This window comes from Bacillus sp. B1-WWTP-T-0.5-Post-4 (assembly GCF_009183795.1).
Classification (GTDB): Bacteria; Bacillota; Bacilli; order Bacillales; family Bacillaceae_G; genus Bacillus_A; species Bacillus_A cereus.
Window position 1 is genome coordinate 116,704 of the sequence record NZ_WEIJ01000003.1, and the last position, 22,190, is coordinate 138,893.

Consider the following 22,190-nt stretch of genomic DNA (forward strand, 5'->3'; position numbering starts at 1 on the left):
GTTGGCCTTTTTCTTTATATTAACTGTCCATCTCGAAGCGTCAATATACGATCACATACATCAAGCATTCTTTCATCATGTGTAATCATAATTGCTGCTTTTTGGCTCTCTTTCACTTCACGTTTCATCATTTCAACAACTTCACGTGCGCGTTTTGAGTCTAAGCTTGCCGTTGGCTCATCCGCTAATATTAAATCTGGGTTGTTCATGAACGCACGAGCAATTGCTACCCTTTGTTTTTCCCCACCAGATAGTTGATTTGGATAATGATTTTTTCTTTCTCCTAATCCAAATGCCGCTAATAAATGATCCGCACGCTTTTCTGATTCTTGTTTACTTTCTTTTTTTAACTTAGCAATGTAAAGTAATTGTTCTTTCACATTTAAATATGGAACAAGATTTGCGAACTGGAAAATGAAGCCGATTTTTTTCAAACGAATGTCTGTCATTTCCTTTTCTGATAGCTTCGTAATATTTTGCTCACGAATGTAAATATCCCCTTTTGACGGTGATAATAGTGCACCCGCGATTGATAATAATGTACTTTTCCCTGATCCAGAAGGACCGACGATTCCGATAAACTCTCCAGCTTTCACATCAAGCGACATCGGATGAAGGGCTGTTACTTCCGTATTCCCTTCTCCGTACACTTTACTTACTTTGTCTAATTTCAATAATGAAGTCATTACATCCCGCCTCCAATTGCTTCTAATGCATCAACTTTTAATACTTGGTATAACGAAATAAGTGTTCCTAAAATACTAATTACGATAAAGATTGCTGCGTATTGTGCAATCATCGGTGTTGTTAGTAAGAATGGCATACCTGCTGGTAAAATTTGTTCTAACCCTTGTACAAGAACAATACTAATTACCATCGCAACGACTGATAAGAATAACGCCTGTACGACTAAACTATTTGCTAAATACGAGTTCTTCGTACCAATTGCTTTTAATACGCCTAATTGCTGTGTTTTTTGCAGTGTAATAACGTAGAAGAATACACCGATTAATAACGCTGCGATAACAAGTAAGAATGCAATGATCATCGTTAATGTTCCTTGCTCTTCTTTAAATCCTGGAATACTTTGCAGTACTTCTTTTTTGTCGATAACATGTGCATTTTTAATTTCTTTATCTGTATTCAGCGCAATTGCACTATAATCTTTTTGGTTTGGTTGTGAAATAGATCCCCATACATCTTCATTTACATATACAACTGGTGTATGGCTAAACATTTGATCTTTCGTAAATCCAACGATTGTAAATTCTTTCTTTGAAACAGGATCAATAATTGTATCTCCAATATCGATTCCTTTTTCTTTAATGGATTCATCAGCAACCATTTCATTATTTGCTGTACCTAATTTCTCACCTTTTACAATGTTCGGTTCTAAAAATGAATCTCGTTCGCTTGAGAAAATAGCGATATCAACCTTTTTCGAACTATCTTTCTTTTCATATGTTGAAACTTTCACACGAAACGGAACTGCCTCTTTGTCACCTACTTGATTTACTACGTTATCTACATCGTCTTTCTTAATTTGTGAACGAAGTAATTTATTTTCCGCATCATCTGCTAAAACGAACTTATTTGCCTCCATATTTTGAATCGATGAAGCATTATCATATGATAATCCATTTGCTAATCCTGAAATAACAAGGACTAAAAATGATAATAACACCATAATCAATCCGATTAATCCGTATCGTAATTTTGATTGTTTTAATTCACGCAGAGCTAAAAACATTTCGCTCGCTCCTTCCTCTTTCTTTCTATGCACTTATCATAAAAAAGAAATATGAACGGAATATGAACAGAAGATTACAGAGGGGAAATTAAATTACAGCGGATACTTTTTGAGCGCGGGAAAGGTGCGGCTTTATAGCGGAAATGGGAGTACGTGAAATTTATATCAGCGATTTTCCGATTATATCGACTTACCGACATAAAACGACAAAAAAGAGGCCGTTCCGAAACAGCCTCTTTCTTTCCATCTATTTAGGAAGCTCCACCCGTACAGTCGTCCCTTCCCCTTTCGTGCTATAAACTGAAACAGTTCCCTTATGCAGTTCAACAATCTTCTGTACAATCGATAATCCTAAACCGCTACCTTCTACGTTTCTTGCCCTTGCTGTATCTACTTTGTAAAAACGATCAAAAATACGTTCCATCTCTTCTTTTTCCATTCCGATTCCGTTATCGGATATAGAGATAATGACACTAGACTCTAACTCTTCCACGAAAAACTCAATCGTCCCAGCATCGTTTGAAAACTTAATACTATTCGTAAAAATATTACTCCACACTTGATGAAGCAAGTTTTCATCACCTTTAATTGTAATGTCCGGCACATCAAACTCAACAGCGATATCTTTCTCACGCCATTTCCATTCGAGCATAAAAATGACGTCTTTAATTTGCTTCTGCAAATTGAATTCTTTTATTTGTAAAACTTTCTCTTCTTTATCTAATGAAGCGAGCGTCAGTAACTGTTTACATAAACTAGACATTCGCTTACTTTCCCCCTCAATAATTTGTAAGTAATGGTTTCTTTCTTCCTCACTCATCTTTTCTGTTTGCAATGTTTTCGAAAAACCTTGTATAGAAGAAAGCGGCGACTGGAATTCATGTGAAACGTTCGAAACAAATTCTTGTCTCATTTCATCTAGTTCTTTTATACTTTTCGTCATCTTTTGGAAGCTTGTAGATAATGTGCCTATTTCATCTTTTCGTTTTACGTCTAATTCAATTTCATATTCCCCACTCGCAATTTTTTGCGTAGCCTTCGTAAATTTACGAATTGGGCGAACGATGTAACCTGCTGCAATCACTATAAAGATAATGCTTAATAGTACGATAAACCCAAGTAATACCGCTAAGAAAATTCGCATCTCGCCAAATTGGTTCTGAATGTCGGGACGAATAAATAAAGCGTACTGCTTATCACCGTGTTGCACTGGTACACCGACACTATTTATTAATTCATTATCGAAAAAACCGGTAATAAAGAGACGCGTTGGATACGTAGAAACACCATTAAACGTTTCCCCTTGCAATACTTTATGAACAGTAGCATCGCTAATAGACGTCTTACGAAACGCATTGCCGATACGCTTTCCATTCTTTTGATCATCTACAATATAAATTTCATACCCTAACTTCGCAATAGATTGTAAGTACGCCTCTTGATTTTCTTCACTTTGCTTTTCATATAATGACTTAACTTCTTCCGCATACTTTAAAATCTTTTCACTATTATACGGTTTTAACTTCACTTGATAATATACGTTCGTTAATAAAAAGCCGATAATACTACTAAGTAGCATAATGCCGACCGTCATAAATACAAATCTAGAATATAGTGATTTCATCTTATTTCAACTCCAACTTATACCCGAGGCCGCGCACTGTCGTAATTTGAAAATCATCCGTTCGTTTTGAGAAACGATCTCGGAGCCTTTTCACATGAACATCAACTGTTCGTTCATCTCCTTCAAAATCCATTCCCCATACTAATTCAATTAATTCTTCTCTTGAAAATGTTCTTCCAGGATAACTAGCAAGTTGTGATAATAACTCAAATTCCTTTAAAGGAAGCAAAATTGTTTGACCGTTACACTTTACTTCTACACCTTTTCGATCAATTGTCGTTCCGTGCAACGTAATAATATCTGCACTCAGCATTTGATAACGACGTAATAAAGCTTTCATACGGAAAATCACTTCAGCTGGTTCAAATGGTTTTACGATATAATCATCTGTACCAGAAATGAATCCTTTTTCTTTATCCACTAACTGGTCTTTCGCAGTTAATAAAATAACAGGAATATCATGATACTTCCGAATTTCTTCACATAACGTATAACCATCAACAAACGGCATCATAATGTCTACAATCGCAAGATGAATATTTTCCTTCTCTAATACGTCTTGCGCTACCTTTCCATCTTCTGCTTCAAAAACTTTAAACCCCTCTTTTTGTAAATGATAATGCAATAACTCTCTAATATGTTTATCGTCATCAGCTAATAAAATATGTATCATCTTCATTAAACCCTCTCTCGTTCATCCTTCTACATCACTACATTAAGAAACAATTAGATTTTTTGCAAGAAAAAGAAAAAGAATCTATTTTGAAAAAAGATTATTCAAAATAGATTCTCACGTTTTAGTATTAAGATTATTTTAATCAAAAACAATTTCTAAGCCTTCGAAATATCAACAAATCCTTCTCCGAACACGTCACGAACATCGTGTATAGCGATGAACGCCGCCGGATCCGTAGTTTGAACAATCCGCTTTAGCTTCACTACTTCTTGCTTATTAATAACAACATAAAGAATTTCCTTCGGCGTTTTCGTGTAATAGCCATGACCTGAATACACAGTAACCCCTCTGCCCATTAAAGTCGTCACCTTCCCAGCAATTTCATCTGGTTTATCAGAAATAATCGTAATGGCCTTTTTCGGATTTAAACCTTCAATTACAAATTCCATTACTTTCGTTCCTACATATAACATAATAATTGTCAGCATCAGTTTTTCTGCACCAATGATGAAATAAGATGAAAACGCAACGATTAAATCGAAGAACAGTAGACCGTAGCTAATACTCCAGCCTAAATACTTATGCGTCATTCTTGCTAAAATCGTAGTACCTGCAGTTGTTCCGCCAACACGAATGATTAGACCAATACCACACCCAATAAATATTCCACCGAAAATGGCATTTACGAGCATTTCATCAGAAGCAATCGTCCAGCCTTCTGTTAAATGAAGAAATAGCGAGTTGGTCACTACAGCGATAATCGTATAAATCGTTGTAATCTTATTTAAAAATTTATAACCGACTATTAACAAAATCGCATTTAAAATTAAGTTAACTAAACCTGGTGACCACTCAAATAAATAGTACGTAATAATCGTGATACCTGTTACCCCGCCCTCACCAAACTCGTTCGGAATAACAAATAAATTGACACCTAACGCAAAAAGAAATGCACCGATAATAATAAAAATAATGTCTGTCGTTCTTTTTTTCATACAGTACCTCACTTCTTATGTAAATATTTATTCTGCCATAAACTCTCACTATTATATCGTGGAATATTCAAATCGAACAGTGGTTTGTTTTTATTTTAATATAAGATAAAAAATCAACATTATTTATTATGTACTGCAAATAAAGTTTTGATTTCAACCGTAATTTACTCTTAAAAAGAAATGCTAAACATTGACTTGCACAAATTTCAAATAAAAAAGTACCCATCTAATTGTCATACGCAATGATAATTAGATGGGTACTGCATGATACATTTAGTTTTCACATGTATTGTTTGGAGAAAATTGCAAATAACGACCTATACTCGCCTTATTAAGACCAAATCCATACATCATCATTATTTTCAGTGTTCGTCTTTGCTTCATGAACTCTTTCGATATGATCAACTGTGTTCCAGTTAATAGAACTTCCGCCCCAGCCTACATACTTCATATCAATTTTTACTTTCTCACCCGTATTAAATACTTGTCCCTTTGTTAAGAAAACATCAATAATAACTTTCTTCCCATTTAGTGATGGATATTCAACTACGACATATTTAGTAGCACCGTCTCCCTCATCTTCCATCGTTCCTACTTTTGCTACTTCTCCAATTACATAATCAGGTGAGCCATCTTCTTTCATATGCATACCTAACTTGTTTGTTGTATTTTCAATTGCAGTTGCAACCATATATTCTGTAAAATTACGCATCATAGATCCAGTAGCTTTTACTTCATCTCCTACTTTCACGTTTGAAAGTGAATCAATATACACACTAACAGGTTCCTCATATTGCTTAGATTTAACAACAATTACACCGTTATCTACTTCTACTACTCGTCCTTCTAACGTCGAGAAATTCGATTCAATAGAAGCTGCACTCGCTTTTGTTACTTCTAGTCCTGGTAAATTTGTTCCTGATAATGCTGCGATCCCTAAAGCACCTGCTAAAATTATTTTTTTCATCCCCATATGTAACATCTCCATTCATGATGATTTTATTTTTGATTGGTATCGACCAACCTGTAATCATTATAGTTACAGGTTATAAAAATAACAACCGTTTTCCTCATGCAATGTTGCATACTGTGATTTTCAAATATAAATTTTAACCAAAAATGTTTGTAGATTATTCCTATATTCAGCACTAATACTAAATTCTCAAATTACAGCAGGTGAACTTATTGGAGGCGGAGAAACTAATGTCATGTACAATGTTCTTCAACTCTACGGTTTGTATAGCCGTAGTTCATTAAATTATGTAGGAGCGGGATTCATATGTTAATAAAACCAAAGAGGTTACAAGCAGGAGATATCGTGGCGACAGTAAGTTCTTCATGGAGAGGCGCAGGTGATTCTGAGATAAGATAACGATATGACAGGGCTTAAATAAATAAAAACACTCCTATAAGATATGACTGTGAATTAGTAATTTTTAAATGATATGGAGATTACTTATCTAATGATAAAGGGGGATTTACGTGTATGGAAGTAACATTTACAGTAAGTAAATGGGATGAAAAACCAATTGATGATACTAGAAAAGATTTTCCTATTAATATTGCTCATGTTGAATATGATATCGATGGGGAATTACAAGGAAAAGCTTTTGTTGAATACTTATTATATTATTTGGACTCAAATATAAATGATGGTCACTTGGCTACTGCTAAAATTTCTGGTTTTTTACACTTCGAAGGAATTTATAAGGGGCAACAAGGGACATTTACAGCTATAGAGCAAGGAATATTTGATAAAGGAAATTTAGATTCCCCAGGAACAATTATTAAAGCTACCGGTAACTTAGAAAACCTGAGAGGATCCTATAATTATCAGTTTACAGGTCAAACTAGTAAACTGATTTTAGATTTTGAAATTTAGCAAAATATCCTATAATTTAGTGAAAAGGACATTTCTTGTAATACTAGGAATGTCCTTTTTGTTGACGAGCTTATTCACCTATTTTCTAATAGTTAAGAAAAGAACAGAGTATATTACATAACGTCTTATTATCAGTATTCAACGATACATCAAATTTTCGTTATGAGGGGAATTAAAACTCTAAGCCTGAGAGGTAGCGGGGGCCCCACTTATTCATTACTTTTCCTACCAATCAAAGAATAATGCCTGAAAAGCTCCCCTGCATTACTTCTTTTCCAAGTTGATTCATACATATAAACATCGTAATTATCTTTGGACGTTTTTTCATCAGGTTCTAATTGTTCAACGTCACAACGAATGGTTACTATTAATTGGTGACTTTCTATTAAATGAAAATCGCCTCTTATAGAGCGCAGTTTTACTTATGTTCATTCTTATGCAAATTCTGAAGCATATTCTTCGTATGTCTTTAATGTATTAAGCAATCGAGCTGATTCAATCATGATTTCGTTCGATGAATCAGTTACACAAATGACAATAAATCGATTATCATCTCTATCTCCAAACAACCCTTCTGATTCAAGTTCCATTAACACATTTAACGTTTCTTTCAACAGTGTATGTACTCGTATGTTAAAGTCATCTTCGACGATATTATGATATTTCTTAATAATTTTGTTCACTTCATCAAACATTCCAAAATCGTCCCATTCGCTCCACTCAACAGCTCCGTATCTATAATAATTGTATAAAGGGTCCGATTTATTAACTTTGATTAGTCTTTCTTTATTTGCCACTGGTCCAATGCTATTGACACAATCGTCTGTTAATATGGAGTACCCGTATATTGTGTCAACACCGCATCTTGTTAAAAGTTCGTTATAATGACAACGAATTGCATTTTTCAATTCAACATAAAAACTTTTTTGCAGCTGCATTTTCATCGTATTTCCTCCATTTTTTTGTAGCGACCTGTTGTTACATATTTCAATCTTAACATTAAAATCAACATTAAACGTTTACTGAGCCAAAATAAGAAAAACCGAAACTAAAAATCATTTCGGTTTTTCTAACTAAAGAAGTCTATTTATTTTAAAGAATGGACAAACAACCCACTACGCAGTTTCGGTTCAAACCACGTTGATTTCGGTGGCATGACTTCTCCGGCATCTGCGATTGCTAATAAATCTTCCATAGATGTCGGATATAATGCGAATGCTGCTTTGTATTCGCCGCTGTTCACAAGGCGTTCTAGTTCTTCTAATCCGCGGATTCCTCCGACAAAATCGATACGTGAATCAGAACGCGGATCATGTATTTCAAGTACTTGGCTTAATAAATGATCTTGCAGGATAGATACATCTAAACCTCTAACAAGATCATTCGCATCAAATGTTTCTTCTTTCACAGTAAGCTTATACCACTTCTCATTTACATACATACCAAATGTTTTTGGCTCATTTGGTTTATACGGAGAAACAGGTGCTTCTTCTACATAAAAGTACTGCGTAATTTGATTTAAAAACTGTTCCTCTGATAAGCCATTTAAATCTTTCACAACTCGGTTATAGTCCCAAATCGATAATTCATCATGAGGGAATAGAACCGATAAGAAGAAATTAAATTCCTCTTCTCCTGTGTAATTTGGATATTGTTCTCTTCGCATAAGTCCTACTTTTGCAGCTGATGCAGAACGGTGATGCCCATCTGCAATATAAAGATTAGGAATATCTTCAAATGCGTTTACTAAAGTCGTAATTACATCTTCATCTGCAATCTTCCACGCAACATGCTTAACACCGTCTTCTGCTGTAAATGTATAAATTGGCGCATGTTCTTCTTTCCAGCTTCTAATTAAATGCTTTACTTCATCTTTTGTACGGTACGTTAAAAAGATTGGGCCTGTATTGGCGTCACACACATCTACGTGGCGAATACGATCTAGCTCTTTTTCATGACGTGTTCTTTCATGTTTTTTAATTGTATCATCTTCATACTCATCAATAGATGTACAAACAACAAGACCTGACTGCGTTCTTCCTTGCATCGTCAGTTCATAAATATATAGCGCTGGCTCTTCATCTTGTATGAACACTTCTTCTCGTATAAATTGCTTTAAATTGTCGCCCGCTTTTTCATACACGCGATCATCATACGGTGACAGTTCAGGATCTAAATCAATTTCTGCTTTATCAACATGCAAGAAAGAATATGGATTCCCTTTTACAACTTCCCTTGCCTCTTCACTATTTAATACGTCATACGGTAAAGCTGCCACTTGTGCCGCTTTTTCCTCTACTGGACGAATGGCCCGAAACGGTCGTATTTTTGCCACATTCCTCTCTCCTTTACACAATCATTCGAACGGCTACAACACCTGTAATTTTGCTTATATTTTCTACAATATTCTCTTTTATTATATCATCAATTCCGTTATCGATATCAATCATTGTGTATGCCCAAGAATGTTTACTACGATTAATCATATCGGCAATATTAATATGGTGTTCCGCTAAGCATCCTGTAATTTGCCCTACCATATTCGGGACGTTTTGATGCATAATTGTAATTCGTTTCTTTCCGATATACGGCAATTCTACGTTTGGATAATTTACTGAGTTACGAATATTTCCTGTCTCTAAATATTCACGTAATTGACGTGCTGCCATTACTGCACAATTTTCTTCTGATTCAGACGTAGATGCACCAAGGTGAGGTGTCGCTGTTACATTTTTCATCTTTATTACATTTTCATTTGGAAAGTCCGTTACGTAATGTGTAATAATATCTTCTTCTAATGCCTTTTGAAGAACCTTTTCATCTACAAGTTCTCCTCTAGAGAAATTAAATAGACGCATCCCTCTTTTCATCTTCTCTACAGCGTGTTCCCCAATAATCCCCTTCGTTTGATTCGTAAGAGGAATATGCAGTGTAATATAATCACACGTTGCAAAAATTTCATCAAGGCTAAATGCTCTTTGCACATGTGTAGAAAGACGCCAAGCTGTTTCAACTGAAATATAAGGATCATATCCGATAACATCCATCCCTAACGCTAACGCATCGTTCGCAACTAAAGCACCGATTGCGCCAAGTCCGATAACACCTAGACGTTTCCCTGCAATTTCTGATCCAACGAATTGTTTTTTTCCTGATTCAACAAGCTGTGGTACTTCTTCACCCTCTAAGTTTTTCGTCCAACTTACACCATTAATAATGTTACGTGAAGACATAATAAGACTGGCAATAATGAGTTCCTTTACAGCGTTTGCATTTGCCCCCGGCGTGTTAAATACTACAATTCCTTTTTCTGTACATCGCTCGACAGGAATATTATTTACACCAGCGCCAGCTCTTGCAATCGCCTTTAAGTCTTTTGAAAACTCTTCTTGATGTAAAGAGTAGCTACGAAGCAAAATTCCATCTGGATGATTGATTCTATCTCCTACTTCATAACGTTCTTCAGTAAAAACTTGCAAACCTTTTTCTGCAATTTGATTTAACGTTTGAACACGAAACATATCCCCATCTCCCTATCTATTCTCAAGCTCAAATTCCTTCATATAATTTACTAATTGCTGTACGCCTTGTACTGGCATCGCATTGTAAATACTAGCGCGCATACCACCGACTGATCGATGTCCTTTTAACGTAACAAGTCCTCGTTCTTTCGCTTTTTGTAAAAACTCACTGTTCAGCTCTTCTGACGGTGTTGTAAACGGAATGTTCATAAGTGATCGATACGTAGGATCAACTGGTGAAGTAAACAATTTTGATTCATCTAAGAAATTATAAAGAAGTGAAGATTTCATTCTATTTTGTTCTTCAATCGCAGATACCCCGCCTTGCTCTTTCAGCCACTCTAGTACAAGTTTCGTTACGTAAATACTAAAGGATGGCGGTGTATTATATAAGGAGTTATTTTTGCTGTAAGTTTCATAGTTTAACATCGTAGGACAAGAGCGATCTGCTCCCCCAATTAAATCTCTTTTTATAATAGCAATCGTTAAGCCCGCAGGTCCTAAATTCTTTTGCGCCCCCGCATATATAAGACCAAACTTCGAAACATCATATCGCTCTGATAAAATATTTGAGGACATATCCGCAACGAGCGGCACTTTTTCTACATGTGGAATGTCCACATATTTTGTCCCCTCAATTGTATTATTCGTTGTAATATGTACATAATCTAGTTTTTCATCGCTTAGTAAACCATCCAGTTTAGGAATCGTAGTAAACTTCTCTTGCTCGGAAGAAGCAATCACTTGTACTTCCCCAACTTTTTCGGCTTCTTGCAGTGCCTTTTTAGACCATGAGCCAGTTAATACGTATCCAGCTTTTTTATACGTATTCATTAAGTTCAACGGTATCATAGAGAATTGTAATGACGCACCGCCTTGTAAAAATAAAACTTCATACTCATCAGGGATGCTCATTAATTCACGAAGTAAGTTACTCGCTTCCTCTATAATACTTTGAAAATAAGAAGATCGATGACTCATTTCCATAATAGACATGCCTGTCCCGTTATAATTTAATAGCTCCATTTGCACTTTCTCTAAAACTGGCAAAGGGAGTATTGATGGTCCTGCTGAAAAATTATAGACTCTCTCCATTACCCTCATAACCTCCCTATTTCTCATTTTTATTAATTTTTAAACTTTCTGAATTATAACCTAAAATATAATACGTGGTCAATTTGTTTTCTACTATTACGGCGCAAGACGCAATGGAATCGCTTGCATGTGCAAACTATTTTTTATAAACATACAAAAAAGTGTTAAGTACATAATCGTACTTAACACTCTAGTAATAAAGTATAATTGCTAATTGTCCGTGAAGAACCGATCAAAAATTTGATAAATAGCAGAAAGACCAATGAGCCAATAAATAGTGTCCACAAGCGCCGGCATAGAACCAAACCATTTCTCAACTACATTGTAATCTAACGCTACAAACAACCAATTCAAACCGCCGAGAATCACCAAAATTACTGTAAGGTAAGACAAAAATTTCATTATGATTGCCCCCTAGGTGATAAGATGGTGAAAGGCCTTTCACTAGAAATATATGTAGTAAACTTCAAAACTTACCTATTTTATAAAAATTATTTTCGGTACCAGCCGCTAATAACTGCCTCCGCTTCTTTACTATGTATTTGATACGGATGTGTACTATCATTAGAGCCAATAAACCAAATTGAAAAACCTTTAAAATATGGTTTCGGTTCTAATACATCGCGGTAAGCACGCCATCCATTTAATTGGATCCCTTTCGAAAACACATTTGAAACATCTGGATTCCATGGATTTTGTAATCCAAGTTCACGTGCTGGAACGTTAAATCCACCGAAGTAAACTGGCTTTCCTGTTGCATTATGTAATTGTTCCAATTGCTGAACAACATTTTGTCCACGGTTATATACTGTCGTCGCAAATAAACTTTGCTTCACTTCTTCATATGTTGGATTTCTTTTTCCTGAAACTTCAAACCAACTATCGATACTAACAATATCTACCTTCTTTAAATACGGACGGTTTATTTTCTCTATAAACTTCTCTTCATAAGAAGAGTCCCAGCTTGCTGTTAACCACCAGTTCATTTGATACAAAATATTTCCTTTATACTGATTACGAATAAAATCAATTGTATCGCTCCAGTATCCTTCTGCATACTCCATATTCACAAAATTAGAAGCAATCTTTAGTCCATACACATTGTATTTACTTGTAATGGAATTAAAAATATCTTGCAGAATAACCGTCTTCCAATTCCAGAAGAAATCATTAATGTTACTTGGGTTCCATTCTGTCTCTCCAACATTCCCCTGCTGAATATACGGGAACGGTTCCACTATAACTTGAATATTACGCTTTAATAATTCTCGAATTAAAATAATAGCTTGTTGCTTTTGCGCTTGATTAATTACCATGTTAGTAGAAGTCACATTCGGGATATCCACTTGAATTGGTACATTTACTGTATTTAAATTTAAGCGCTCCACATCCGCTAATACTTTCGCTACATTTCCAACTTCCCATACTGTTACGTTTCCTGATTTGATTTTTCCAGATTGAACAGTATTTACATCTGCCTGTACATTTCCTTGAAAACAAAAAGAAAACAACATAATAAACACTCCTAAAAAACTTATTAAACTCTTATTTTTCTTCACAACTTTCCCCCTATAATTTTTGGCTTTCTTGATTATTTTATACAACGTTTCACATTTATTCCAGAAAAAAATGAAGTGCCGTTCAACTATATTCATATAAATCTTCTAAAAATAGTAGGAAAAATAAAAAAGGAGCAGATTTCCGCTCCTTTTTATCCTTTTACGATTGAAATTATTGAATTCCTTCTGGTAACTTAATTGAATCAAACTTTTCATATGAATCAATCTTTATACTCACAACTGCATCCAATTTTTCCTTATCTGTACTAGCTTTTTTATCCGAGTTACTTTCACTCACTTTTATAGTTGTTCGCATCTCTTCAAATTTATAATCTTTTGTTATTATATATTCAATGTTAAACGCATCCATATTAAATCCTTCCGTTAATTTTTTCATATCCCCATTAATTTTTTGTAACGTATCTACCGCTTCTTTTCCCTTTAATTCAAGTGTAAGTTTATATGTGTCTCCATCTTTCTTTGCTTTCATTTTCTTAGCCAAAGCTTCCGGTAAATCTAACTCATTAAGTAAATTTTTACTGACCATTACATCATTTACATTAAATTGATCATTAGGTATCGTAACTAACTCTCCTGTATCAGGATTTTTCACTTGAGCAGCGACCTTTCCATTTACTTCATACGTTACAATATCTGTACCACTTATTTTCATTTCAGCTCTAGAATTCTTCAGTTTCGGCTCCATCTGTATTTTCATTTTAATTTCTTCTGATTGGCCGCTCCCCTTCATTGACATAAGAGATGTCAATGTAAGATATTCCTCTTGTTTTAATCCGTCAGCTGCTTTTTTAAAAATATCTTTCGCTACTAACTCTTTTTCTTTTTTTACAGATACTGTTTTAGGTCCACTTGTTTTTTCACTGCTACAACCAGTTGTTAAACCTACTATTAGCGCCAAACTAGATATTACAACCATTTTCTTCATACTGATCCTCTCCATTTCCCACTTAAAAATATTTTCATTCCATGTATAGTAAATCAACTGAAATAAACATATATACAATAATTATTTAACCTCTAAACGAAACCAGTTATTCAATCCGTATACTAACGTAACTAAAGCTCCTATTACACCAAAAACAACAATATTTATACCAATTGACGAACCAAATAAAACAGCCATCATTGACACCATCAGTAATAGCATGGCAATACTATTTATCTTAATTTCTACTACATCGCCATCTTTTACTTTCTTTTCTTTACTTCCAAAAAAGAATTGTTTTACTTTAATATTCGCTTCATCTAATTCAAAAGGAAGCGTATATTCTTCGTTATTCTCAAGTTTCATTACTACTTCGTTATCTACCTTTACAGCAACTCTTGCTGCTCCGCCCATCATCCCTGTTGCCCTTATTACTTTAACGCTCATATTAAATCCCCCTATTCGATTTCACTGCAACTATTAAGAAATTTTCCTTGTTGCACACTACTTCATCCTCCGTTTAATAAACATAATATTCCAAAAAATATTATAACAAGTCTCTGTATAATATTTTGTCAAAACTTGTCGCTTTTTTATAAAAAGGATATTTTATCCATTCTCATAATAAAAGAGACTCTTACAATCGTAAGAGTCTCTTTATTAAAGCAAAACTTTCATTAGCCGAAGGAGTATTACTTCATAAAACTGGGCCATCTGCAAATAAGAACTTACTATCACTTCGGCTGCAAAGTTAATACCTTCCCCTCTATCCCCTCCGTATTCAATGTAGTCGTATGATACGTTCCACTTACCCAATCATCTATTTGATCATGATACCAATCGCTTCTAAAATGTCCCGACTGTCCTGGTCCTACGATATGATAACCGTTTGACATATCTTTCGTATCAATAACGAATCGCCAAGAAGCTCCGTGATTTACAATGCCGTTCTCGCCGTAACTTGCTGCTTGGACGGTAACTTGACTTCCGCCAATTGGAACTGGTTTCTCACGATTAAAAGCTAGTAATGCTAACATACTCGATGATTTCGAAATTGGATGTGTAAAAGCGAGTTGATGATAATCGCCCCACTTCCACTCCGCAACATCCGGTCCATATTCTTTCTGCAATTTCTTCATTACATTCTCGTACGATGTATGCACAACTTTTGTGAAACCTCCATACTTCGTAAACCAAGCGCTATTTTCTCCCGCTACTTCTTTTCGAATTAATTCATCAACAACTTGTGACTTCCCTTTAAATAACTCCATCACATCTTTCGGTATTTCTTTTGAAAATAACGTATTCGAAATCTCTTTCATTAATAAATGAAAAATTAGTGGTGCCGCTTCATCTTTACTATCGTAAAAATTCCACTTTTTTAATTGGTTTACGCCTTCTTTCTCTACCTCATTTAAAGATGCTTTATTTAACTCTTTTAAAAATATAGGAGTAAACTCTTTCCCATATAAATTCTTTTGATCCATCTGTAACTCTTCTAAATCTTTCACCGTATACTTTTCTTTCTCTTGCAAAAATTCTTGAATACGCATTTGCCTATATGGCTGCGCCCACGTATTACTAATATGATACGGATAATCATCATCAACAATTTTATTATTCGCAGTTGAAATAAACCCTTCTTTTGGATTTACAACTTTCGGTAATTGATCAAATGGAATATACCCTTCCCATTCATATTCATCTGTCCATCCTGGAACAGGCAAGCTACCATCACCTTTTTTACGCGCTGGTATATTTCCATTCGCTTTATAAGCAATTGTGCCGTCGTTTGATGCAAACACAAAGTTTTGGGTTGGTGTATGAAAATCTTGAAGAGCGGTTTCAAACTCATTCCAGTCTTTTGCTTTGTTCATATTTAATACAGCTTTTAACTCAGCTGACGGTTCTAAAGCTGTCCACTTTAAAGAGAATACTGTTTTCGTTTTCTCCTTCCCCTTATCCGCAAACTCTGAAATTACTGGTCCATGCCTCGTAATCGTAGCGTTATAAGGAATTGTCTTCCCGCCTTTCACTTTAATAGACTCGTCTACAACGGTAGCTTTTTCCCATTTATCGTTATACAGAAATTCATTTTCATTATTAGGATTTCTCTTCTCAATATATAAATCTTGCACATCAGGCCCTGTATTCGTAACACCCCACGCTATTTTGTCATTGTGTCCTAATATAACACCTGGTACTCCAGCGAAAATAACGCCACTCACATTTAAACCTTTCATTTCAAGTCTCGTTTGATACCAAATAGAAGGCGTCGCAAGAGATAAATGAGGATCATCTGCTAAAATTGGCTTACCTGACGCACTCTTCTCACCGCTCACAACCCAGTTATTACTACCGTTAAACTCCGGCGGAATTATCGTTTTTGAAAAACTTTGTGCTACGTCCACATTTGTATTTTTCAGTTCAGCTAGCAATCTAGGGGCATCTTTCGGATATGCAGGAAATAGCTCATTCGCTTGCTCTTTCGGAAGATTTTTCAGCGCCCAATATCGAAATGCCTGTCCGTGCCAATGTCCTCCTAAGTCAAACGCCATATACTTCCCGATCGTTAAAGTATCAACAATTGACCACTCAGCAGGTTCATAACCTAATATAGTAAACTCAACTGGTAATTTCTTTTCCTCTTTCGCCTCACGTATAAAAGCGTTCACCCCATCAGCAAATGACTGCAGGGCATATTTCGCTTCTCCATCATATTGACTAACTGAAGCTTCGGCAGCTCGCCGTAAACCGAGTGTTCGAAACAATTTATCTCGATCAACAGCTGCTTCCCCAACAACTTCACTTAACATACCAGACGCTTGTCTTCTACTTAAATCCATTTGAAACAAACGATCTTGCGCTTGCACATATCCTTGTGAAAAATATAAATCATGTGCATTTTCCGATTTAATATGCGGTATACCTTTACTATCACGCTTCACCGTAACAGCTTGTTGTAAATCCTCTAGCTTTATCGTTCCATCTATCTTTGGCATAGATTTCAGCGTATATATGTTCAAAAAAATCGCAGCGGAAATAACTAACAAAAGAACGATACTACTAGCCCAAATAAAAATTCTTTTTCCCCTTTTTCGTTTCTTCTTTATAACGACTTCCATATAACCACCCCTTTCTCACACTATTCGCTTCTATAGTAAAAGAACCTTTTAGACTAGAAAAAATCCTTATCCAAACTATGGATCATACGAACCAAATACTTCTCTCCTATGCATTTCTTCACTAAAATCTACTCGTCCTTTCTTACACCAATTCCTCAAAATCCCCTTCACATAAGCTAACGTTTTCTTATTATTTTCAAACGCAATTTTAAGTGCCTCTAACACTTTCTCTCCAGAAAGTCTTTGTATCCAATTCTTCAATTCCTTCACAATATATGGGGATAAACTACTAATATTTTGTTCATAAAACTTATAAACTTCACTATTTGGAACGTCCTCTTCTATGGTTTCCACCTCTATCTCTTCCGCTTCTTCTTTCTCTTCAATAACTACTTGTGAACTACTATTATCCTCTTCTTTTGGCATACCAAAATGCTGCAATAATAATGGAATCTTGTATTCTTCTTCAAGGCATTTACGTAAAAATATATGTATGAACTCATTACTTTTTATAGTCTTTAACTCACGTAATACGCACTTCTCCACATTCGTATTTGAAATAGGGTTATAGTGTAACCAGTTTATTATGAATACCTCTTTCGTTTCCGTATCATATAGAATCTTTCCATACTCAACAAACCTGTTTAGCAACTTCTCAACAGTCTCCATACTATAACCTGTTTCAAGCTCTGCCACACGCTTCGGTAATATGTAAATACCACATTGCTTCGTTTTCGTACCAGTTAACAAATATATATAAAAATAACGCTCCTCTGGCGTTAAATCTAATATGAATTCATCTTGCCAAAAGTTCACCTGCACACTACGGTATACTGCCATATGTTTCCCTCCACTCTTTGCTAGTAAATAGGAAAATTTTAATCCTTCATTATAAAGATAGGCATGCGGGAATGGTTTTGGCATTCGAATTACAATTTTTTTACTACTACAACGCCGGTTTCATTTTTTCGCGCTTGTTTTGTTCTTGTAGTTGTTTTTGTTTTTGTTTTTTCTTAGTGATTTATTACTTGGTAGGGGCTTATAAGGGGCTTGGAAGGGCATTCTACATTACAATCTATCAAATACAATTTGTTCTTCCTACTAAATAGGAGCTATTCCAAATTATTATTTTGGATAGCTCCTTTCAAATTCTTCTTATTTTTTTACTTCTACCAATGTCAGCTTCTACATACAATTTCTTCTGCTATTTGTGGGCAGTAAAACTCTCATTTCAAAATTTGGTGAATAAACTGCTTGATTGCAATGCGAGTGGCCCTCACTGATTAAAGTTTCCTTTTATTTTTGCATTGAATCTAACATCTTCACAATAAAGGCAGCCGCCTGACCACGAGTTGCTGTGCCTCGAGGATCAAACTCATTATTTCCAATACCATTAACTACCTTTAGACTGTATAATCGTTGAACCGATTCTTTGTATGTTATTAAATGCTTATCTGTAAATGGTAATGCTACTAACTCACCTGTAATTCCTTTATATCGTAATGCTTTGTCAATCATAATAGATACTTCTTCACGAGTAATTGGTGAGTTAGGATCAAAAATCCCTTCACCACGACCATTAATAATTCCTGCACTTGCACAACGTTTAATACCGTCATGAAGTGATGGATGTGCCTCATTAATATCTACAAATGACTTATTTCCCTCTGGTAGTTTAAGAGCATTCGAGATTAATTTCGCAAACTCCGCTCTCGTTACATTTCGATATGGAGCAAATACACCATTGCCTTCGCCTTGCATAATACCTAGACTGTTTAATTTACGAATATGCCCTTCAAACCAGCCACCTGTAATATCATCTTTTGGTTTTTGTACTTCTTCCTTTGGTACATTGTAGTTAATTTTAATCCAACTTGGGTCATAGAAAATCCATTCTCCATTACCTACTTTATACCAACCATTTTTAACGGCTAATACTTTGTAACGATCTCCGTTTGAAGCTTTACGTACAACACGATGTTCAATACCCGCATCACTACGTACATTGATGCCACTACCATTTACCACTAGTTCCATGCTAGGTTCAGCTGGATTATTTTCATTTGGATTAAATGAGTCATTTTTATCTTGTAAAGGCGTATCAATCTGCGCATTTATATTTGCATACCACTGAATTCCTTGTACGAAACCAGCCCAATTACCACGTGAAATTAAAATGTCAGGACATTTTTTCCCGCTCCATTGTTGATGCTTGTAAATATGATCTGCACCAATTCCTTCTTTGTTCATTAAATAACCTGCAAGTCGTTTTGCATTTTCTAACGCTTTATTGTAATCACCGTCTTGGTTAACCGCAATCTCGATACCGATAGACTCCCTGTTTCCTGAACCATCTCCATCTCCTGCATGCCAACCATTTTCGTTTGTTGGTAAGTGTTGATAAATTTGTTTATCATCTACAGTAAAATGCCATGAAGCTGTTCGGAAAGTGCCTTCAGTTGCTTGCTTGTATAAATATTTTGCATGATTTTCAGCATTCGCACCAGCGGCTGTATTTGCGGTCTCATGGATTGTAATGTAACGTGCTTTCATCGGATTCGCAGGACGAATATCAGGATTTCCTGCTGGAACAATCCACTCCACAAATGGAACTCCTGCAAGTGTTCCATATTTCTTCGTACTCTGTGCACTATATTGAATACCTCTTGGCTTTGCAACAGGTTTCATTTGACGATCAGATCCATCATTTCGACCATCTACAGATTCAAATGCCTTTTCAATGTTTGAAATAGCTTCCTTTTCTGCTACTTGTCCCTTCTTAGCATCTTGCATTTTGTTTAATTCTTCTGTTTCATCATGTTTATGCTTATATTCTTCTAAAAGCATTTTTTCATTTTCAGATACTTCTGCTTCGTTAATTTGTACATGATTAGGAACTTCCAACTTGAAATTAGAATAATTTAATCCGCTCGTTCCGTGTTCTCCTTGGGCAATATTAAGTTGATCAGTTTGAGATTTATTGATCTCTTCTGCTGATGCTGATAAAGGTACGCTCCCTAAAATCACTAGACTTGTTGATAGTGCGATTACTTGTTGTTTGATTGTCTTATTCATTATTATAATAAATACATACACACTCCCACCGTGTATGTATCTCAACCTCCCTTTATTGTCACATTAATTTTTAAAAATATGAATCTACTATGTACTCCTAATATATTTTCTTTTTATTTATATATTTAAATTACCATATTTTATACCCATTAAGAAAATATTTATATGTCATCCCTACAGATGAATTTCATCTAACATACTTTTTATAAAATTCATCAACAAACATTATTTTACAACTAATTACAAATACCGTCAAAATAATCAATTTAAACTTAGACAAATAACTGGCATACAATTTCATAATAAGAGATCCTATACTATCGACATACATCTATTACAAATTCCCTTTAACGTTTTCAACAATCTCATTTATCGTATTCCGATCAAACTTATCACTAATTTCATATGACTCACGATCTCCTACGAATTGCACGCCTACGATATCATTGCGATCCTTACCGTATTGCACTTCAATAATAGATCCTCGCTCTATTTGTTTCCAAATGAGACCTGCTTCATCTTTATTATCTAAAATAATGCAGTCTTCAATATTTTCATCAATCCCAATTAATTTATTATCATCCATATATCCAATCTCGTATTGTTGCCGTTCTTTCGCTTTGCCACTTACTAATATACCTTTGCTACCATATGAGTAATCCATATAGTCCTTTTTCTCCGTTTGTACCGCTTTCGGCTTTTGTGCTTCAGTTTTTTCAGCAGTCCCACAACCTGTAATAAGACTGATTGGGATAACCACTATTAATACGAATCTAGTAAATTTCTTTATCATTTGTAACCAACCTCATATATTTAATGCAAAACTCCATTTATTACTCTATTAAAGAATAACATGATATTAAGTAAACAGAACGAAAGATAACATATTCTTTACATACTCGCACTTTAATGAAGGACTAGGCCATTTAAACCTAGTCCTTCATAACTTTAACTTTGCTTCACATACTTAATTGTATGAAATGACGTCTCATTAAATAATTGCAAGTTTTCCCCATCATAATCTTGAACTTTATATGCTATTTTCTTTTTTTGAATTGTATCTTCTACACCGTCTACTAAACGTTTATTGAGATGTAAATAGATTGTAAAAGCTTCCTTATCATATTCCCAAGTGCCTTCAATATAATTCTTTTTATTTGGATACTCACCTTTACCATACGTTTCAAATGTCTTATCACCTTTTAGAATAAGTGACATAATGAAACCGTCTGTTCCTTTGAATCCCCAATTACCGATTAATTCCGTACCATCTTTCACATTCTTCATAACGTTATCCGTATTAATTCCAGCTTTCTTATCTAACTCTTTCAAATCTTTCACAGATACTGTACCGTCACCGATTTTAATATCCCCTTCAAGATCTTTGAATGCCTTAAGCCAGTAAATATCTCCTTCTTTCACTAACTTTTCGGATTTCTCCATTAACTCTTTATCAGTCTTATCGCCTTTTTCTCTTTTTTCTTTTCGGGTGAATACTTCATTTATTAAAGAAAAAGACTCTCTAAAATAACCAATTGCTTTTTCAAAATCCTTTTGTTGATTTACATACTCTGTAGGGGGATCTATTGACTCAAATTTATCTAACACTTTATTTAATTCTTTCACACTATCTACTATATCTGATTTCTTTTTCTTACCGTCAAAAACCTCTCTTGTAATATTGTTATGCTCCGCAAACAACTTATCAAACTCTACTCCTAATTTATACACTTTATTAGGATAGTCTTCCTTTGAAACTTTTTCTTTCTTACTATTAGACTTCGATTTTTTTACTTTAGACTCTTCCGTTTTCTCCTGTTTAGAAGTGTTCGTTTTCTCAGAAACTCCACAACCAAATAACAACATGACCGGAACTGCTACCCCTAGTAGTTTCTTTGCATTCATGACTGATTTCTCCTTCTACTTGAATAGATTACTCTTG

The 22,190-nt window shown here is 34.9% G+C and carries 20 protein-coding genes; 1 reads left to right on the top strand and 19 read right to left on the bottom strand.

What is annotated here, in order from left to right; translation table 11 throughout:
* Window positions 1–14 precede the first annotated feature (14 nt).
* The 6 genes from GBN91_RS11300 to GBN91_RS11325 form a co-directional block, all read right to left on the bottom strand.
* Window positions 15–686, bottom strand: coding sequence for an ABC transporter ATP-binding protein (locus GBN91_RS11300; RefSeq protein WP_000202606.1), 672 nt, complete (start codon window positions 684–686; stop codon window positions 15–17).
* Window positions 686–1,750: an ABC transporter permease gene (locus GBN91_RS11305; protein ID WP_006922800.1), complete on the bottom strand. Its 1,065-nt coding sequence runs from the start codon at window positions 1,748–1,750 to the stop codon at window positions 686–688. The genes GBN91_RS11300 and GBN91_RS11305 overlap by 1 nt, the downstream gene beginning before the upstream one ends.
* Window positions 1,751–1,997: 247 nt before the next feature.
* Complete coding sequence (locus GBN91_RS11310; protein ID WP_152121513.1) at window positions 1,998–3,374, bottom strand: sensor histidine kinase; 1,377 nt, start codon at window positions 3,372–3,374, stop codon at window positions 1,998–2,000.
* 1 nt (window position 3,375) lies between these two features.
* Window positions 3,376–4,053, bottom strand: a complete 678-nt coding sequence (locus GBN91_RS11315; protein ID WP_000781961.1) for a response regulator transcription factor — start codon at window positions 4,051–4,053, stop codon at window positions 3,376–3,378.
* A gap of 152 nt (window positions 4,054–4,205) precedes the next feature.
* The gene (locus GBN91_RS11320; protein WP_000747497.1) at window positions 4,206–5,045 is read right to left on the bottom strand and encodes a YitT family protein; all 840 of its coding nucleotides are present in this window, start codon (window positions 5,043–5,045) and stop codon (window positions 4,206–4,208) included.
* 331 nt (window positions 5,046–5,376) lie between these two features.
* On the bottom strand, window positions 5,377–6,018 hold the full coding sequence (locus GBN91_RS11325; RefSeq protein WP_149215817.1) for a hypothetical protein: 642 nt from the start codon (window positions 6,016–6,018) through the stop codon (window positions 5,377–5,379).
* Between the two features lie 513 nt (window positions 6,019–6,531).
* Between GBN91_RS11325 and GBN91_RS11330 the strand changes: the two genes are divergently transcribed.
* Window positions 6,532–6,927: a DUF3224 domain-containing protein gene (locus tag GBN91_RS11330; RefSeq protein WP_113303477.1), complete on the top strand. Its 396-nt coding sequence runs from the start codon at window positions 6,532–6,534 to the stop codon at window positions 6,925–6,927.
* Window positions 6,928–7,361: 434 nt separating this feature from the next.
* Here the strand turns inward: GBN91_RS11330 and GBN91_RS11335 are convergent, their stop codons facing one another.
* From GBN91_RS11335 to GBN91_RS11400, 13 genes are all read right to left on the bottom strand, one after another.
* On the bottom strand, window positions 7,362–7,871 hold the full coding sequence (locus tag GBN91_RS11335) for a DUF4303 domain-containing protein (protein ID WP_000783832.1): 510 nt from the start codon (window positions 7,869–7,871) through the stop codon (window positions 7,362–7,364).
* 143 nt (window positions 7,872–8,014) lie between these two features.
* Entirely contained in the window at window positions 8,015–9,262 is a 1,248-nt protein-coding gene (locus GBN91_RS11340) for a DUF1015 domain-containing protein (RefSeq protein ID WP_001063071.1), read from the bottom strand.
* 13 nt (window positions 9,263–9,275) lie between these two features.
* Window positions 9,276–10,448: a 3-phosphoglycerate dehydrogenase family protein gene (locus GBN91_RS11345; RefSeq protein WP_000490228.1), complete on the bottom strand. Its 1,173-nt coding sequence runs from the start codon at window positions 10,446–10,448 to the stop codon at window positions 9,276–9,278.
* 12 nt (window positions 10,449–10,460) lie between these two features.
* Window positions 10,461–11,543 (bottom strand): 3-phosphoserine/phosphohydroxythreonine transaminase, encoded by a 1,083-nt coding sequence (serC, locus tag GBN91_RS11350; RefSeq protein WP_152121514.1) that lies wholly within the window; start codon window positions 11,541–11,543, stop codon window positions 10,461–10,463.
* A gap of 210 nt (window positions 11,544–11,753) precedes the next feature.
* Window positions 11,754–11,945, bottom strand: coding sequence for a DUF378 domain-containing protein (locus GBN91_RS11355; protein WP_000670803.1), 192 nt, complete (start codon window positions 11,943–11,945; stop codon window positions 11,754–11,756).
* An 89-nt stretch (window positions 11,946–12,034) separates the two neighbouring features.
* Complete coding sequence (locus tag GBN91_RS11360) at window positions 12,035–13,102, bottom strand: glycoside hydrolase family 113 (protein WP_152121515.1); 1,068 nt, start codon at window positions 13,100–13,102, stop codon at window positions 12,035–12,037.
* Between the two features lie 172 nt (window positions 13,103–13,274).
* The gene (locus GBN91_RS11365) at window positions 13,275–14,048 is read right to left on the bottom strand and encodes a DUF6612 family protein (protein WP_098284157.1); all 774 of its coding nucleotides are present in this window, start codon (window positions 14,046–14,048) and stop codon (window positions 13,275–13,277) included.
* An 81-nt stretch (window positions 14,049–14,129) separates the two neighbouring features.
* Window positions 14,130–14,495, bottom strand: a complete 366-nt coding sequence (locus tag GBN91_RS11370) for a hypothetical protein (RefSeq protein ID WP_000114231.1) — start codon at window positions 14,493–14,495, stop codon at window positions 14,130–14,132.
* Between the two features lie 287 nt (window positions 14,496–14,782).
* Window positions 14,783–17,173, bottom strand: a complete 2,391-nt coding sequence (locus GBN91_RS11375; RefSeq protein WP_152121516.1) for a penicillin acylase family protein — start codon at window positions 17,171–17,173, stop codon at window positions 14,783–14,785.
* Between the two features lie 75 nt (window positions 17,174–17,248).
* Window positions 17,249–18,097, bottom strand: a complete 849-nt coding sequence (locus GBN91_RS11380; protein WP_152121517.1) for a DnaD domain-containing protein — start codon at window positions 18,095–18,097, stop codon at window positions 17,249–17,251.
* 372 nt (window positions 18,098–18,469) lie between these two features.
* Complete coding sequence (locus GBN91_RS11390) at window positions 18,470–20,248, bottom strand: S-layer homology domain-containing protein (protein ID WP_152121636.1); 1,779 nt, start codon at window positions 20,246–20,248, stop codon at window positions 18,470–18,472.
* 334 nt (window positions 20,249–20,582) lie between these two features.
* Window positions 20,583–21,041: a hypothetical protein gene (locus GBN91_RS11395; protein ID WP_061113010.1), complete on the bottom strand. Its 459-nt coding sequence runs from the start codon at window positions 21,039–21,041 to the stop codon at window positions 20,583–20,585.
* 155 nt (window positions 21,042–21,196) lie between these two features.
* Window positions 21,197–22,153 carry a DUF3994 domain-containing protein gene (locus GBN91_RS11400; protein WP_152121518.1) on the bottom strand — a complete coding sequence of 319 codons (957 nt, stop codon included), beginning with the start codon at window positions 22,151–22,153 and terminating at the stop codon, window positions 21,197–21,199.
* Window positions 22,154–22,190 lie beyond the last annotated feature (37 nt).

Excerpts from the sequence above, each read along its gene's own strand:
- GBN91_RS11300 (WP_000202606.1), bottom strand. The coding sequence starts at position 686 with ATGACTTCATTATTGAAATTAGACAAAGTAAGTAAAGTGTACGGAGAA.
- GBN91_RS11305 (WP_006922800.1), bottom strand. The coding sequence starts at position 1,750 with ATGTTTTTAGCTCTGCGTGAATTAAAACAATCAAAATTACGATACGGA.
- GBN91_RS11310 (WP_152121513.1), bottom strand. The coding sequence starts at position 3,374 with ATGAAATCACTATATTCTAGATTTGTATTTATGACGGTCGGCATTATG.
- GBN91_RS11315 (WP_000781961.1), bottom strand. The coding sequence starts at position 4,053 with ATGAAGATGATACATATTTTATTAGCTGATGACGATAAACATATTAGA.
- GBN91_RS11320 (WP_000747497.1), bottom strand. The coding sequence starts at position 5,045 with ATGAAAAAAAGAACGACAGACATTATTTTTATTATTATCGGTGCATTT.
- GBN91_RS11325 (WP_149215817.1), bottom strand. The coding sequence starts at position 6,018 with ATGGGGATGAAAAAAATAATTTTAGCAGGTGCTTTAGGGATCGCAGCA.
- GBN91_RS11330 (WP_113303477.1), top strand. The coding sequence starts at position 6,532 with ATGGAAGTAACATTTACAGTAAGTAAATGGGATGAAAAACCAATTGAT.
- GBN91_RS11335 (WP_000783832.1), bottom strand. The coding sequence starts at position 7,871 with ATGAAAATGCAGCTGCAAAAAAGTTTTTATGTTGAATTGAAAAATGCA.
- GBN91_RS11345 (WP_000490228.1), bottom strand. The coding sequence starts at position 10,448 with ATGTTTCGTGTTCAAACGTTAAATCAAATTGCAGAAAAAGGTTTGCAA.
- serC (WP_152121514.1), bottom strand. The coding sequence starts at position 11,543 with ATGGAGAGAGTCTATAATTTTTCAGCAGGACCATCAATACTCCCTTTG.
- GBN91_RS11355 (WP_000670803.1), bottom strand. The coding sequence starts at position 11,945 with ATGAAATTTTTGTCTTACCTTACAGTAATTTTGGTGATTCTCGGCGGT.
- GBN91_RS11365 (WP_098284157.1), bottom strand. The coding sequence starts at position 14,048 with ATGAAGAAAATGGTTGTAATATCTAGTTTGGCGCTAATAGTAGGTTTA.
- GBN91_RS11370 (WP_000114231.1), bottom strand. The coding sequence starts at position 14,495 with ATGAGCGTTAAAGTAATAAGGGCAACAGGGATGATGGGCGGAGCAGCA.
- GBN91_RS11375 (WP_152121516.1), bottom strand. The coding sequence starts at position 17,173 with ATGGAAGTCGTTATAAAGAAGAAACGAAAAAGGGGAAAAAGAATTTTT.
- GBN91_RS11380 (WP_152121517.1), bottom strand. The coding sequence starts at position 18,097 with ATGCCAAAACCATTCCCGCATGCCTATCTTTATAATGAAGGATTAAAA.
- GBN91_RS11390 (WP_152121636.1), bottom strand. The coding sequence starts at position 20,248 with ATGAATAAGACAATCAAACAACAAGTAATCGCACTATCAACAAGTCTA.
- GBN91_RS11395 (WP_061113010.1), bottom strand. The coding sequence starts at position 21,041 with ATGATAAAGAAATTTACTAGATTCGTATTAATAGTGGTTATCCCAATC.
- GBN91_RS11400 (WP_152121518.1), bottom strand. The coding sequence starts at position 22,153 with ATGAATGCAAAGAAACTACTAGGGGTAGCAGTTCCGGTCATGTTGTTA.